Origin of the sequence: Dokdonia ponticola (genome assembly GCF_042653865.1) — a bacterium.
In the GTDB taxonomy this organism is placed as follows: Bacteria; Bacteroidota; Bacteroidia; order Flavobacteriales; family Flavobacteriaceae; genus Dokdonia; species Dokdonia ponticola.
Map to the genome: position 1 here is coordinate 133,026 of NZ_JBHSFV010000010.1, position 15,560 is coordinate 148,585.

The 15,560-nt window shown below is 36.3% G+C and carries 16 protein-coding genes; all 16 read right to left on the reverse strand.

Going from position 1 to position 15,560, the window contains the following annotated elements:
- Positions 1–47: 47 nt before the first annotated feature.
- The 16 genes from ACFO3O_RS15810 to ACFO3O_RS15885 all read right to left on the reverse strand — a co-directional run bounded on the left by ACFO3O_RS15810 (position 48) and on the right by ACFO3O_RS15885 (position 15,246).
- The gene (locus tag ACFO3O_RS15810) at positions 48–986 is read right to left on the reverse strand and encodes a DUF3078 domain-containing protein (RefSeq protein WP_379980536.1); all 939 of its coding nucleotides are present in this window, start codon (positions 984–986) and stop codon (positions 48–50) included.
- Between the two features lie 172 nt (positions 987–1,158).
- Positions 1,159–2,136, reverse strand: a complete 978-nt coding sequence (locus ACFO3O_RS15815; protein ID WP_379980538.1) for a DUF3078 domain-containing protein — start codon at positions 2,134–2,136, stop codon at positions 1,159–1,161.
- 62 nt (positions 2,137–2,198) lie between these two features.
- Positions 2,199–2,705 (reverse strand): DUF2480 family protein, encoded by a 507-nt coding sequence (locus ACFO3O_RS15820; RefSeq protein ID WP_379980540.1) that lies wholly within the window; start codon positions 2,703–2,705, stop codon positions 2,199–2,201.
- A gap of 457 nt (positions 2,706–3,162) precedes the next feature.
- On the reverse strand, positions 3,163–3,495 hold the full coding sequence (locus ACFO3O_RS15825) for an SUF system Fe-S cluster assembly protein (RefSeq protein WP_379980542.1): 333 nt from the start codon (positions 3,493–3,495) through the stop codon (positions 3,163–3,165).
- Positions 3,496–3,641: 146 nt separating this feature from the next.
- Positions 3,642–4,067 (reverse strand): SufE family protein, encoded by a 426-nt coding sequence (locus ACFO3O_RS15830; RefSeq protein WP_379980544.1) that lies wholly within the window; start codon positions 4,065–4,067, stop codon positions 3,642–3,644.
- Positions 4,068–4,072: 5 nt separating this feature from the next.
- Complete coding sequence (locus tag ACFO3O_RS15835; protein ID WP_379980546.1) at positions 4,073–4,735, reverse strand: DUF4377 domain-containing protein; 663 nt, start codon at positions 4,733–4,735, stop codon at positions 4,073–4,075.
- Positions 4,736–4,833: 98 nt separating this feature from the next.
- The gene (locus tag ACFO3O_RS15840) at positions 4,834–5,256 is read right to left on the reverse strand and encodes an META domain-containing protein (RefSeq protein ID WP_379980548.1); all 423 of its coding nucleotides are present in this window, start codon (positions 5,254–5,256) and stop codon (positions 4,834–4,836) included.
- 63 nt (positions 5,257–5,319) lie between these two features.
- Positions 5,320–5,907 (reverse strand): GNAT family N-acetyltransferase, encoded by a 588-nt coding sequence (locus ACFO3O_RS15845; RefSeq protein WP_379980550.1) that lies wholly within the window; start codon positions 5,905–5,907, stop codon positions 5,320–5,322.
- A gap of 5 nt (positions 5,908–5,912) precedes the next feature.
- Entirely contained in the window at positions 5,913–7,151 is a 1,239-nt protein-coding gene (locus ACFO3O_RS15850) for an aminotransferase class V-fold PLP-dependent enzyme (RefSeq protein ID WP_379980552.1), read from the reverse strand.
- A 71-nt stretch (positions 7,152–7,222) separates the two neighbouring features.
- Positions 7,223–8,536 carry a Fe-S cluster assembly protein SufD gene (sufD, locus tag ACFO3O_RS15855; RefSeq protein WP_379980795.1) on the reverse strand — a complete coding sequence of 438 codons (1,314 nt, stop codon included), beginning with the start codon at positions 8,534–8,536 and terminating at the stop codon, positions 7,223–7,225.
- A gap of 99 nt (positions 8,537–8,635) precedes the next feature.
- Entirely contained in the window at positions 8,636–9,385 is a 750-nt protein-coding gene (gene sufC, locus ACFO3O_RS15860; protein WP_379980554.1) for a Fe-S cluster assembly ATPase SufC, read from the reverse strand.
- Between the two features lie 30 nt (positions 9,386–9,415).
- Complete coding sequence (locus tag ACFO3O_RS15865) at positions 9,416–9,823, reverse strand: hypothetical protein (protein ID WP_379980556.1); 408 nt, start codon at positions 9,821–9,823, stop codon at positions 9,416–9,418.
- Positions 9,824–9,830: 7 nt separating this feature from the next.
- Positions 9,831–10,706, reverse strand: a complete 876-nt coding sequence (locus ACFO3O_RS15870) for an N-acyl homoserine lactonase family protein (protein ID WP_379980558.1) — start codon at positions 10,704–10,706, stop codon at positions 9,831–9,833.
- A 26-nt stretch (positions 10,707–10,732) separates the two neighbouring features.
- Positions 10,733–12,178: a Fe-S cluster assembly protein SufB gene (gene sufB, locus ACFO3O_RS15875; protein ID WP_379980560.1), complete on the reverse strand. Its 1,446-nt coding sequence runs from the start codon at positions 12,176–12,178 to the stop codon at positions 10,733–10,735.
- 137 nt (positions 12,179–12,315) lie between these two features.
- Positions 12,316–12,645 carry a HesB/IscA family protein gene (locus tag ACFO3O_RS15880; RefSeq protein WP_379980562.1) on the reverse strand — a complete coding sequence of 110 codons (330 nt, stop codon included), beginning with the start codon at positions 12,643–12,645 and terminating at the stop codon, positions 12,316–12,318.
- A 240-nt stretch (positions 12,646–12,885) separates the two neighbouring features.
- Positions 12,886–15,246: a poly(ethylene terephthalate) hydrolase family protein gene (locus tag ACFO3O_RS15885; protein ID WP_379980564.1), complete on the reverse strand. Its 2,361-nt coding sequence runs from the start codon at positions 15,244–15,246 to the stop codon at positions 12,886–12,888.
- Positions 15,247–15,560 lie beyond the last annotated feature (314 nt).

Below are 15,560 nucleotides of genomic sequence, written 5' to 3' on the forward strand. Positions count from 1 at the left end.
AAGCAAGCCAACGGCTTGCTTTTTTGTTTCATATATTTTAAAAATGCTTAGAATGCATAGCTCAAACCAAAGGTCCAAAAACTTTGAAGTTGATCATCTACAGCATCATCTCCTAATTTAAAAGGAGTTACGCCTTCTGCTAACAAACCATTTTCAAAATTTACAGTCTCTTGTCTGTTGTTTCTTAAACCAAAATCAAATCCAACACCAATCTTCTTCCATAATGTGTAGCCAAAAGAGTTAGTCCACGTCCAGTTAGATAAGTCGCTAGTCTCATAGCTTTGAAAAGCAGAGAGATTGGTTTTGAAGTTGATGGCTCCTATCTTACGTGTATAGTCGACTAATATTTTTGCTCCTAAAGAAGATTCAAAAACGGTATCTCCACTACTGAAAACAAAGTTGTAGTTTAATGGATGTACGACTACTACCATATTAGGTATAGGTGTCCATGTTCCCCCAACTCCAAGGTCTAAGTATCCTGGATCATTAAAATTATCTAAAATGGTGGTTCTGTACTCAGCAAGTCCAGAGATGGCAAAATTCTTAGCCACATTTCTACCGTATAATGAAGTGATGTTAAAAACGTCTGTTCCGGCTCTAAAGCTATCATCATCGTCTGGGTTGTCTTTATCATCAAATTTTACCCAACCTAAATTAATGTTTGCAGCATTTCGCCAGAAGAATTTTTCTTCGGTAAGGTTTGCAAATCCGTTTACAGTAAATGCTATGTTTCCAGAAGATACATTTGGGGTTCCTTGAGAGAACCAATCACTAAATTGAGAAATACTTCCACCAATGGTTCCAAAGGCTCCTTTTTTCCATCCAGGTAATGCATCTATTTGCGCTTGTAATGCATCTACTTCTCCTTGAAGTTTTGCGATTTCAGCTTTTTTGGGCGCTTGTTGTTCTTTTAACTCCTCAGCTGTTTGGGCTGATATATTGAAGGTTAAAAATACAGTAGCTGCTAGTGCAATTATTTTTTTCATAGGTACAAATTAGTTTAAGTTTTGTAGTGCAAATATAAAGTTTATCGTGGTTATGATATTTTTATTTGCGTGAGAGGGGGACTTTTATTGCATCTTATCGATGAAAATACCCGTTTTGTGGAGCAAGAAATCTTTGGTTTGAGATAAAACTGCTTTTATAGCTATTGATGTATTAGGATTGTGATTTCCAATCTAGGAAAGAATATTTAAGTCCTAAACCTAAAACTTGCCGTACTTGAAGACCACTTATTGCATTTTCATCGTAAATGAGTTGAAGGGCTACATTTGTGGTGATGTACTTGTTTACAGCCATAGCGACATTAAGCGTGTAATCTAAATCTACATTTTTAGTATTTTCTAGATAGTCAGAATAGAGATTTAGTGTATTCTCAAATATAATGTTTTTTAGTAGTTCCTCTTTGTAATAAGCACTAAGAGAGGCTCCTAGTTCAAAGCGAACGGTTTTGTTTGCTTCTACACCAAAAAAGGGCACATAATTTTCTAGTGCTTCTGGATCATTTTCATCTACGTTTGTAAAACGGCTATTCACAAAGATATAACGAGCCGTTGCTGGTGCTAGGTTTATTTTGAAGTCATCACTTTCTTTCCATAAGATTCCAGGACCTATTTGTAAATACGCAGGAGAGAAAGAGCCTGTTATTTTTCTTCGGTCTTGGACAACTTCAATAATTTCTCCTTCTTCGTCTAATACGTCTCTATTAAAAAACTCATACCCTGGCGCCAGTTGTGTTCTGAAATTAAAGATGGCAGAATAGTACCATTTCGTTTCTGGAATTTTACTCCCGAAGATGCTATTTATCTCAAAACGGTCTGTTGTTTTACGTACAAATTTTTGGTCTTTTGCAATTGCAAAACCTAGATTAGCAATTCCTTTTGTGTCCCAGTTTACCCTTTTGCTTTTATAGTTTAGGTCTTGACTTACATTAAAACTCCCTGCTACATTCGAAGTTCCTCCACCTTGCCACTCATCGTTAAAGGCACTTTGATTAAATAAGGCTTCTAGCATCCCCTTACTTTTCCATCCTAAGACAATAGAATCTTTCTTTTTCTTTTCTTTTTTTGGTTTTTCCTGTCCAAAAAGGGATAGAGGCAGAATGGTTATAGTTAAAAGTAGGATGAGGGCACGCATTATCACTGAGAGTTTAAATAAGCGGGCAAAATTAGTGTAAATGCGAAATAAATCAAATAGGATTACTTCTTTTTCTTGAATAAAGGAACCGAAGAACAGGCCTCTCCAAAAAGCAAACTTTTTGCTACTGGATGTAGTTTTTCTATCAGTAATAGATAAGCATTTTCAGGAACAGGTTTGTTTGAGCATCCCTTTACAATAATTGGGCGATCTTGATAAGGAGTGACATCTACTATTGAAATTGCCTCTGTGTATAAAATCGTTTCTAATGTTTCTAGAGAACCTGTAATCGTTTTCTTTGCAACTCCTTGTAGATGAGTTGCTACGAGCATGTATGCCCAAGCGGGAACAATAGCATCAGTGCTGCAGTATAAAGCAACATAGGCATCTTGATATGTTGTCCAGTTATGGCTGGATACGCTTTCGCGAAAGCTTTTCTCTCGTAATATAAAACCTTGTTCTAGCCATTGAGAAATATCTAGGGTCATACGCGCTCCAAGAGCGTATAAATCTTCAAGATCAAAGGTGATAAGTTTGCTATTGGCAACTCTGTTTACGATTTCTTCCATAGGTCTAATTTCTTATCCTTTTAACATTCTGACTCTATCTTCGCCTCTTCACTCATTTTAGGACTTTAGCGACAGAAAGTTTTCATTTTTTTGTGTAAGAAAAATTACAAAAAAATAAAAACAACTACCAAGCTCCTTGTTGTAATAATTTGTTTTTGAATGTTTTTACAACATCCCCAATTCTAACTTCGCTTCTTCACTCATTTTAGAACTTTAGCGACAGAAAGTTTTTATTTTTTGTGTAAGAAAAATTACAAAAAAATAAAAACAACTACCAAGCTCCTTGTTGTAATAATTTGTTTTTGAATGTTTTACAACATCCCCAATTCTAACTTCGCTTCTTCACTCATTTTAGAACTTTAGCGACAGAAAGTTTTTATTTTTTGTGTAAGAAAATTACAAAAAAATAAAAACAACTACCAAGCTCCTTGTTGTAATAATTTGTTTTTGAATGTTTTTACAACATCCCTAATTCTAACTTCGCTTCTTCACTCATTAATTCCTGAGTCCAAGGAGGATCGAAGGTGATTTCTACTTCGCAGTCATTTACTCCCTTAATAGACTTTACTTTTTCTTCTACCTCAAGAGGCAATGTCTCTGCAACAGGACAGTTAGGCGTTGTTAATGTCATTAAGATTTTTGTATCATAATCTTCATTGACAAACACATCATAAATCAATCCCAGTTCGTAAATATCTACAGGGATTTCAGGGTCAAATATAGTTTTGAGAACGCGAACAATTTTTTCGCCTAACTCTTCTGTGTTGATAGTCTCTGGTGTCTCGCTCATATTTATTTCTCGCGAAGGCGGGAATCTCACCCACAATCGACTTTTTTTCATTCCCAAAAAGACGGGAATCTTATGATTATTATTCCTAGATAGAATCGTATACTTATTAGTTCAAAATGGGAATTTCATCCCAGTATTAACTTTGGTTAATTTAATTGTGTTTGATAGGCTACAGCGTATAGTTTTATCTGTTTGATCATACTGACAAGACCATTTGCTCTGGTAGGAGATAAATGCTCTTTAAGTCCAATTTCATCTATAAATGCCGTATCTGCATCTATAATATCTTGCGGAGATTGTCCAGAAAACGCTCTGATTAGGATAGCGATAATTCCTTTGGTAATAATCGCATCACTATCGGCTGTAAAATGGATTTTTTCATTTTCCATATCGGCATGAACCCATACTTTACTCTGGCATCCCTTGATGATATATTCGTCTGTTTTATATTGCTCTTCAATAAGCGGTAGTGATTTCCCAAGGTCAATCATATACTCATAGCGTTGCATCCAGTCGTCAAACATAGAAAACTCATCAATAATTTCTTCTTGTATTTCTTGTATTGTTTGCATGGTATTTATCTCAATAGTTGTGCTTCTAAAAGCAATTTGTCACTAAAATCATATAACTTAAGGATATCACCTTTAAATTCAAAATGATGAACACTATTAAAAACGATAAAATATTCCTCTTGTAATGGTTTTCTAGAGGAACAAAATAAATCAGTGGTTAATATCTTAGAAAACACAAGGCTATAACCAAATTGTTTAAAGAATATATGATAATTGTTACACTCTGTAGAGCCTCTTATAATACTTTTATTGGCATTAATAATAAGTTCCGTCTGATTAGGATTTAATGGTAGGCCATTAATACCTGTCACTTTAAAATTTCCTTTTATTTCTGGAGCATCAATCGCATATTGAGGTACCCAGAGTTTTGACACGATTTTTTTAAGCTGATATTTAGTAAGATCCTCCTCTTTTTCTTTTGGAAGTTCAGTTACTTGTAAGGTGTATTCATATCCTACTTCTGCAGTAAATCCTTCTATAGCATCAAAAGAGATGACGTTTAAATCTCCACCATTTATATCAAGAAGTTGTAGACAGGTTTCTTCTTCTGTATTTTCACAAGTTACCAAATATGGGGCTACCTCTAGTGTAATGATGTTTTCTTCCTGAGCACTTATGTAAAAGGTACTTAAAAAAGAAATAATTAGACTACATATATACTTTTTCATAGCTTAATATTAAGAAGTTATGCAAAGATACTATTCAAATAGTGTTTATCTGTAAGGCTTAACAAACCCTTAATGTATTTTAGTGCTCTATATAGTAATTAAAATATAAAGCGTATTGCTTTTAAGATGTCTTTACCATTTTCAGATAGTATCAATGTATCTTTTACAAAGCGAAATTCTTTTGGACTTGCAAAAATAGTTAAAAACTGATGTTCTTTTTTCATTACATCTTCACCACAATAAATCTTTGTACCCATTACTGGAGAAAACGTAACGCTATTGTTCTCTTTTGTAAAACCCACCGTATAGGTATTGCATCCTGAAAATCCCGAAATTTTTGAAGTACGATCATTAATCTTTAGATTAAGATCTGTTCCTTCTATGAGTTGGTCATATAGTGTATTTACAATAAAGGCTCCTGCAAAAATATCAGGGTCATTTTGTACACCTTCTTCTTGAGTTGTCTTGCAAGAATATATCAACCCTAAAGAAACTGCTAACATATAAAACCGTATCACCATAGAGTATATTTTGAGACAAAGATAGTGCCCAAATAGCCAACTGTCACCTTGCCAGTATAGAAATTATAGATGTTTGTATAGATACCATATAGGACGGTATAGGTCATATAATAATTCAAAATCAAGAAGCTGCACGCTTCCTTTTAAATATCCTAGGTTTTTATAAAAAGACATTGCTTGTGGATGTTGATCCATAGCATCTAGCCAAAGGAGTGTATGATTAGTTTCCTTGGCGCGATCTTCAGCATATTGCATTAATTGCTTTCCAATTCCTTTTCCATGCACGGCAGCATCTAAATAGATACGATGTATTTTAAAACCAAGTCTATTGGGTTGCTCAGGATAGGCACAATTTTCTATTATCTTAAAGATACCTATGGTTTTATATTCTGGATTCATGTTGCTTTCGCAAACCTGCCTCGCCGGTAGGCAGGAGCGTACAAAGTAATAATACGATCCATTTTCTTGAAGGTCTTTTTTGAGGTTCTCTAGACTATACATCTTGTTGAGATACCAATTCCCCTGATCCTCCCAAAAATGTGCGTATGCTGGTGTATACACACGTTGCATTAATTCAAAAAGCACTGACTGATCCTCTAAGGAAATAGGTTCTAAAACAAGCGCATCAGAAATTTGAATCACATCATCCATTTGTGTTAGGAAAGCATCATCACGGCGCGTTCTACGCCCTTTACAAATGTATCTATTTCTTCTTTTGTATTGTAAAATGCAAAGGAAGCTCTGACGGTTCCAGGGATTTTAAAATAATCCATGATCGGTTGTGCACAATGATGTCCTGTGCGTACGGCAATGCCTAACTTGTCTAAAATTGTACCGATATCATACGGGTGAATACTTCCTACATTAAATGAAATAACAGCCGTTTTCTTTTTAGACTCTCCGTAAATTTTTAGTCCTTCTATTTGAAGTAATTTTTGGGTGGCATATTGAAGTAATTCTTCTTCATAACGTGCAATTACATCAAAACCTATCGCATTCATATAATCTAAGGCTACGCCCGTGGCAATCACTCCACAAATATTAGGCGTTCCAGCTTCAAATTTATGAGGTAAACCTGCGTAGGTGGTCTTCTCAAACGTCACTTGATCTATCATTTCACCACCTCCTTGATAGGGCGGTAATTTTTCTAGTAAAGTTTCTTTCCCATATAAGATGCCGACCCCTGTTGGTCCGCAAATTTTATGAGCGCTGGCTACATAAAAATCGGCGTCTAGGGCTTGCACATCAGGTTTGATATGTGGTGTTGCTTGTGCGCCGTCTATAATCACTGCAGCGCCTACTTTATGAGCTTCAGCAATTATATGTTCTATAGGGTTTACAGTCCCTAACGCGTTGGATACGTGATTTACAAATACCAGTTTGAGGTTGGTGGAGAGCGCTTTCGCGAAAGCGTCCATATCCAACTCCCCACTTAGCGTCATAGGGATCACTTTTAAGGTAGCTCCCGTGCGTTCGCAAAGCATTTGCCAAGGCACGATATTACTGTGATGCTCCAAGGCTGAAACCAATACTTCATCCCCTTTTTGTAGAAGAAGACTATATCCATTTGCGATCAGATTGATAGCATGTGTTGTACCCGCCGTAAGGATGATCTCATACGGTTTTGCAGCATTAAAATGCTTCTGAATTTTACCACGTGCTTGCTCATACGCATCGGTAGCTTCTTGCGAAAGTGCATGCACGCCTCTATGAATATTTGCATTGTAATTAGAATAATAATCTACAATGGCATCAATAACTATTTGAGGTGTTTGAGAAGTCGCGGCGTTATCAAAATAAATCAAAGGCTGACCGTTTACTTCTCTGGAAAGAATCGGAAAATCTTTTCGGATGCCTTGTACGTCAAATGTGGTATGTGTTTTAGTTTCTGTCATCTTCAATGCCTCTTTTTACTAAAATACCCGCATAAGGCGGGTATTTTGATATGTGATTTGTAGTGTATTCCTTATATCTCAAACCCAATACTTACGCCAATTTTTTTAGCAATAAGCTTGGTAATACGCTGTTTTAATTGCGGGATTTTCACACTAGATAATACCGTATTTGCAAAAGCATACATCAGTAAGGCTCTCGCTTCCTTTTCTGCAATCCCTCTAGATCGCAAATAAAATAAAGCGCTTTCGTCAAGCTGTCCAATAGTACACCCATGAGAACAACGAACATCATCTGCAAAAATCTCTAGTTGAGGTTTTGAGTTGATAGATGCTTTATCATCTATCAGAATGTTGTTATTAGATTGATATGCATTTGTTTTTTGAGCTTCTTTTTCTACGACAACCTTTCCGTTAAAAACACCAGTAGATTTGTCTCCAAAAATCCCTTTATAGTCTTGATGTGATTCGCAATTAGGTTCTATGTGGTGTACAAGGGTGTTGTGATCTACATGTTGCTTTCCACCTATCAGGGTAATCCCTTTTAAGATAGAATCCATGTATTCGCCCTTTTGGTAATAATTAAGGTTGTTACGTGTGATGTTTCCACCTAATGAAAAGGTATGTACAGATACAATACTTTCTCTATGTTGCTCTATTTCGGTGGTGTCTACCAGAGAAGCATTTAGATGATCATTCTGAATTTTATAGTAGTCAATCATTGCACGTTTACCTGCATAAATCTCTGTTACACTATTTGTGAAAACAGGGGTGTCAGAAAGACTCTGATGACGCTCTATAATTTGCACTTCACTGTTTTCCTCTGCGATGATGAGATTACGAGGTTGAAGTAGCGCAGCTTCTTTTGCTCCTGTGGCAAAATGAATAATTTGGATAGGCTTATCAGCTACTTTCCCTTTCGGGATATAGATGTAGGCACCTTCCTTTGCAAAAGCAGTATTTAAAGAAGTTAAGCTTTTTTCTTTTGCGATTTTATTAAAGTACACATCAATTATTTGTTGGTACTTAGGTTTGGTAAGTGCAGAATTCATTGTACACACATCAATCCCGTCATGTGTTGTCGAAGAAAGGTGTGAGTTAAAAATACCGTCTACAAAAACAACATTATAAGTGTCTATATCATTAATGAAGAAACGCTCTACATCTTTAAAATCAAGCGAAGTGTCTTTACTAGGGAAGATACTATAGTTCTCTTTTAAGATACTATTCAGAGAAGTGTATTTCCAAGCTTCATCTTTTTTGGACGGAAAACCTTCTGCTTCAAACGTTTTCATTGCTTCGCCACGTATGTCATACAGCGGAGAGTCTGGATTCAAACTATCCTGAAAAACAATATGTGAACTTAGTAATCTATCTTTTAAACTCATTTCTTTTTTGTTTAATGTATGCGCATCTTTCCATATATCTAAATCTTCAAAACGCGTTACAGTAGCCATTTTAAACGTTAAACATTAGACTTGAACTTTTTACACAAGTTCTTCTTTAAGCCAATCGTATCCTTTTTCTTCCAGTTCGTGGGCTAGCTCTTTCCCTCCAGTTTTTACAATTTTACCATTCATAAGTACGTGTACTACGTCAGGAACAATATAATCTAAAAGACGCTGATAGTGTGTGATCACTAATACGGCGTTGTCTTTACTTTTAAGTTTGTTAACACCATTGGCTACAATACGTAGTGCATCGATATCTAAACCAGAATCAGTCTCATCAAGAATGGCGAGTTTAGGCTCTAGCATGGCCATTTGAAATATCTCATTACGTTTTTTTTCTCCTCCAGAGAATCCAACGTTAAGCGATCTTGATAAGAACTTACGATCTATCTCAAGAAGCTCCGATTTCTCGCGTATCATTTTAAGCATATCACTAGCTGGCATATCTTCTAGACCCTTTGCCTTACGCGTTTGATTAATTGCTGTTTTAATAAAGTTGGTTACAGATACACCTGGAATTTCTACAGGGTATTGAAAAGATAAGAAAACACCTTCATGAGCACGCTCTTCAGGATCCATTTCTAAGATAGATGCGTCATTAAGAAGGATGTCACCATCGGTTACTTCATATTCTTCTTTTCCTGCAATAACAGACGCTAGTGTACTTTTTCCAGAACCATTAGGTCCCATAATTGCGTGTACTTCCCCTGCTTTAATCTCAAGATTAATTCCTTTTAGAATATCTTTTTCTTCTATCCCTGCGTGTAGGTTTTTTACTGTTAACATAGTATTTTTTATTACTTTTTGTTTCAGGTTTTATTTTCCTGTTTCAATTTTAATCGGTGCTTCTCCTTTAGGTTCAAGCACTTTGATAATTTCTTTAATAGTTACAATCTCATCCCAACTGTCTGTGCCTTGTGGTTTAGGATTGATTTCTCCTCTGATCACTACAGGGACCATATCAAACTTATCGCGTTGTTTTGATGCGGCTTGTTTGATAAGCTCTTCTGTTACGTCATTTAGAGAGACACCATAAATAAAATTTTTCCCCATAATGACTCCAGCACCATCCACAAAGAGGAATTCTCCTTCAATTGTTTTAAGTGTACTTTCTTTATCAGTCACAGTTGTTTTGCTATCTGATGAAGCGTCATCTGCTTTAGTCTCATTTTTACAGCTTATGATACTCACTGCAAGAACAAATAGGAAGGCAAATTTTTTCATAGGATTTTTAGTTAAGAGCTTTAGGAGCGACAGGCATTTTTGCAAAGTCAGCTGGCTCGTGTTGGATATATACTGTTGCTTTTTTTGCTTTCGCGAAAGCTTCAAAATCAGCAATCGCTGTTTTACTTTGTTCTAGATCATGATTGAATACAGGAATTATCTTTCCATCTCGATTTTCTTGAAAGTGATACATATCTCCAGAAAGTAAGGTAGGCCCATGCTCTGGCAAGTCTATAAATAGCACTTGATGTCCTGGTGTATGACCCGGCATTGATTTAATAATGACGCTACCATCTCCAAAAACATCATGATCTCCAGCCAATCCTACTACATTGGTAAGGGCGCTGAAAGAGTCAGGGGCATAAAATCCATTTTCCTTAATATCTTCTCCTGTAGCGTAGGCATATTCAGGCTTTTGAATTAACCATTTGGATGCAGCAAAATGATTGGCAGCACCTGTATGATCAAAGTGAATGTGAGAGAACGCAATGTAATCTACATCTTCCTTAGTAACACCAATAGAAGCCAGTTGATTAATGATAGAATCTTTACGCGAAATCGTAAAAGCACCGTCTGGAGTCGTGTATGGATCTTGCCCTACAAGTCCTTCAGGAAGCCCTGTATCCCATAGTAAAATACCTTTAGGGTGTTTGATCACATAAAAGGCATCTACCAATTGTTTTGATTCTCCTTTGTAAGTGTCTCCTTGTGCAAATAAGTTTAAGTTGTTTGCGCCAACAGACCCTCCGTCAAACGTGTAAAGAGCCACAGCTGGTTTTGCTGGAGCCTTTACTTCTTCTTTTACTTCTTTAGTATCTACAGTAGCTTCTTTACAAGCAATAATGGCTAGTGCTAAAGCAACAAGTGTAACTATTTTTTTCATAGTAATTAGACTATATGATTATTTGATTACCCAACACTTCCCTCTAAACTGATTTCTAGTAATTTTTGAGCTTCAACAGCAAACTCCATAGGAAGTTTGTTGAGGACTTCTTTACTAAACCCATTTACAATAAGTGCGATTGCTTTTTCTGTATCTATACCACGTTGGTTACAATAAAAGATTTGGTCTTCTCCAATCTTACTCGTGGTTGCCTCATGCTCAATTTGAGCCGATTTGTTTTTTGCTTCTATATATGGGAACGTATGTGCTCCGCAGGCATTCCCCATTAATAAACTATCACATTGTGAGAAATTACGGGCATTATCTGCGTTTGCGCTAATGCGTACAAGACCACGGTATGAGTTCTGAGATTTTCCAGCAGAGATTCCTTTAGATATAATGGTACTCTTAGTGTTTTTTCCTAAGTGTATCATTTTAGTTCCTGTATCTGCTTGCTGGTAATTATTGGTTACCGCTATAGAATAAAATTCTCCGACAGAGTTATCTCCTTTAAGAATACAGCTAGGATATTTCCAAGTAACAGCACTTCCAGTTTCTACTTGTGTCCATGAGATTTTTGCATTTTTCTCACAAAGACCACGTTTTGTTACAAAATTGTAGACACCTCCTTTTCCTTCTGCATTTCCTGGATACCAGTTTTGAACGGTTGAGTATTTGATCTCAGCATCATCCAAAGCAATCAACTCTACAACAGCGGCGTGTAATTGATTTTCATCACGGCTTGGAGCTGTACATCCTTCTAGATAGCTTACATAACTTCCTTCATCTGCAATAAGAAGTGTTCTTTCAAACTGTCCAGTTCCTCCTTGGTTAATTCTAAAATACGTTGATAATTCCATTGGGCAACGCACTCCTTTTGGGATGTAACAAAAAGAACCATCACTAAATACCGCACTATTTAAAGCAGCATAAAAATTATCTTTTGTTGGAACGATCGTCCCTATGTATTTTTTTACAAGTTCTGGATGCTCTTTGATAGCCTCAGAAATACTCATAAAAATAATTCCTTTTTCAGAAAGTGTCTTCTTAAAAGTCGTTGCTACAGAAACAGAATCAACAACAATATCCATGGCGACATTGTTCATCTTTTTTTGTTCGTCTATAGAGATGCCTAATTTCTTATACATAGCGAGTAAATCTGGATCTACATCGTCTAGTGTTTTGTTAGGATCTACAGCTACAGGAGCAGAATAGTAAGCAATAGCTTGAAAATCTGGTTTTTCATAACGCACATTTGCCCATTCTGGCTCTTCCATTTCCTTCCAAACTTTGAATGCTTCTAGTCTCCATTGCGTCATCCATTCTGGTTCTTCTTTTTTCTTAGAAATCGCCCGAACAATATCTTCATTGAGTCCAATAGGAAATGTTTCAGATGCTATATCTGTAAAAAAACCATATTCATACTCTTTGGTTTTTAATTCTTCTCTTAAATCGTCTTCAGTATATGCCATTTTTTTTTTACTATGATTGATTAAAACCAATCTATGTGTGTTTTAAAATAATAGACGTAATAGGGCTTTAGGAGAATAAAAAGGTGGTGCGTTTATTTCTAAACTGTTTTATTCTCCCGTTGGCCCATTAGGTTATATTATAATGAAAAACTCTCTCCACATCCACAGGTGCGCTGTGCATTTGGGTTGTTAAATACAAATCCTTTTCCATTGAGACCTCCACTGTATTCTAGTGTGGTACCAATGAGATATAAAAAACTACGCTTATCTACGATTAAGCGTACGTTGTTATCTTCAAAAACTTTATCGTCTTCGGTCTTTTCCTTATCAAAGTTTAAATCGTATGATAAGCCTGAGCATCCACCACTTTTTACACCTACTCTAACGTAGTCTGTATCAATGTTATACCCGTCGTCTTGCATAAGACCCGCGATTCTTGTTTTAGCTTCTGTGGTTACTTTAATCATAATGATTCTAAATAATATGCAAATATACGTGATATGTAGCTTTTTTCCACAGAACCTAACATTATTCTAACATATATCAGCATAGCTATTTCTTATGTCTAAAAGAAAAAATGTCTCAGACGACATACTATGTATAGCTAGTAATATTGTTAATCCTTTGAGGAGCCCAGACTTTACCGATATATAAATAATTTTATACGCTTTCGCGAAAGCGTACTTATTCATCACACGAGTACATGATTACCATTTCATAAACCCTATATTATCTATGATGACAACCCCTTTTGGTGTTTTGTCAAAAATAAAATCGATCTTCTGGAGCGTAGACAGGTCAAAGGAAGGATTACTTTGTGTTAAATCAATCAAAGGATACGAAAATGTCTGAAATACGTTTTCAGATTCATCTTCGTCTGTGATAAACTGAGATTTCCAAATCCGTACGTTGAGTTCGCGTTGCAAGGCTGAAAATTTACTCAGTGGAAAATACACGGTCTCCCCAGAAGCATCTGTCATTCGTATGGAAAAGTCAATAGGGTCTTTAGGTGCGTCTTTTTTACTATCATCCTCATCCTCATTCTCATTCTCATCTTCAACTTCATCTTCATCTTCAACTTCGTTTTCATCTTCATCTATCCATTTACCACTTGATTTAGGATTAGAATCCTCTGTTGATTCAGCCATGGAGAAGGTAAAGACACTGGTGCTGTCTGTCGTACGTAAAGTGTCTGCTATTTTAATCGTATAAATGCCTTTTGGTATGGAGTCTGGAATCACATCATCATCTTCTATAGTATCATAATGCCATCCTAGATAAACAGCACGGCTTCCTTTTTCTCCCCATTTAAGTTTGATTTCTTGTTCTCTCCATACAGAGAGGTATTTTGAAGAAATAACTCCTTTTCCTGTGGTGGTACTCACATCAAAATCTTCATCAAAATTGGCTAATATGTTGAAACTAGCATCTTCATATTGATTCAAATACACGGTTTCTGGCAACCAATCTTTTCCCTTTCGGGCATCTGTAAATAAGGGTTGATATACTTTGTTATCTTTTAGTGTGGTTTCTAAAAAAGCGCTTATATATACCTGAGCAATTTTTTCTTGATCTTCTTTAGAAAGTAAGGGCGTATTATTTAAAAACTTTGTAGGCATAAATCCACCCGTATCATTGTCTCCCCAGCTGGTATTAAACTGTCCATGATTGGCACCTTGGATATAAATTCCTGACTTAAAATAATCGGTGCTATCAGAAAAAGTAATACGTTCATACTGTTTAGATCCGGCAAAAGATGTCACATCTGCATCTTGAGCTCCGTGTAGTACGAGGTAATTAATATCTTTTAAGGCTGTCCTCGCATCTCCAGGCTCATATTGTCCATCTACAGGAGCAATGGCCACAATAGATTGAATATTATAATTAAAGTCTAACGGGATGGTTGCATCATCATAGTAATAAGGCATTTTGTTAAGTAATGCTGCGTGTGCTACCGCTTCGCCTCCTCGAGAATGACCGAGAAGCGCTAGTTTTGAGGTGTCAATTTTTTTGTAAAATAGATTGCTCTCATCGGTATTCCATGATTGCCATGCGCGTAAGTGTTCTAATAACATCCATCCGCGGGCATCATTTTCTTCATCCAATCCCTTCGGAATATCAGACCAAGAGAAATTCAGAAAATTCTCATCTACCGAGGCAAAAATGATTCCGCGTGAAGCGAGTAATTCTCCTAGATACGCATATCCCACATCAGAAAAATCCTGCATTGAGTGATTTCCATGAACAATAAGAGCCAGTGGGAAAGGACCGTCCCCTTCAGGATACCATACATACCCATTTACAGGTAATGACTTTGCATCAAATCCCCAGTAGTTTTCTCTGTACCAACCGCTAAAACCTTCCCAATTATCAAGGAAAGCAACCCCATTTACACTATCTGTTCGGATAGTGATGCCCTCTGCAAATTCCGATCTATGAAGATCTTTTCCACTACCATAGGTAAGTGTTTTTACGGTGTATGCTCCTTTTTCAGCAGGAGAAGCTGCCATTATGTTTTGTATTTGATCTTTGTTTAAGTAAGCTGCATTTAGGGTTGGTTTCATCTCAAATCCCACAGGGAGATATCCTATGATGGCACCTGTTAATCCGCCTACACCTATAAGCATGCCGAGCACGGTAATTACTTTTTTAGGAGTTGTTAGTTTTTTGAAGGTTCCTTTCAAAATCACGGCGATGGCTGCGCCGAGCAATGAGGTGATCACAACCGCTGCGATCATGTAGATTCCCTCAAAAGCCAGTGAAAAAAGAAATAAAGGAATCCCAATTAATAGCGCGTGTTTGTATTTTTTTGGAACATTATTAATTTTTTTTAGGCCCCATAATGATAAGTATGAGAAAATTACAATTACAAACGTAAGAGCTATAAAAAATAAAAAGAACCAAGGATCACCCCCATTTAAGGTATTAGATAGCGAAGTGATTAAAAACAAGATGATGGAAGCAATCAGTACGGTAATGGAAGCACCTTTGATCGCTGTTTGGCCAGGTGTTATTTTTGCTAATTGGGCATACCCCCATTTTTTTATTCTTTTAAATAGTTTAATCATGGCGCGGTTGTTAGGTAGTTAAAGGTAGTTTTTTATTAGTGAAACTCTATTTTGAAAAATTGCGAAGCAAAGCATTCAAAATAGTTAATTGAACTCCTGCCCGTCCGGCAGGCGGGAATCCCGCTTTTTCCAGCGGGATTTTTGGTTTAATACCTCGACCCTTGGGTCTATTTTAGGGTCGAGGGCTTGCCCTAAGGTTTAACACCTTTATTAGTAAAACAATATTTAAAAAGTTACAGTTACATTCTCAAATTAGTTAACAATTAGGTATTACGTCTTGTGTCTTATCTAGAAACGACTAATTTGTAATTTTA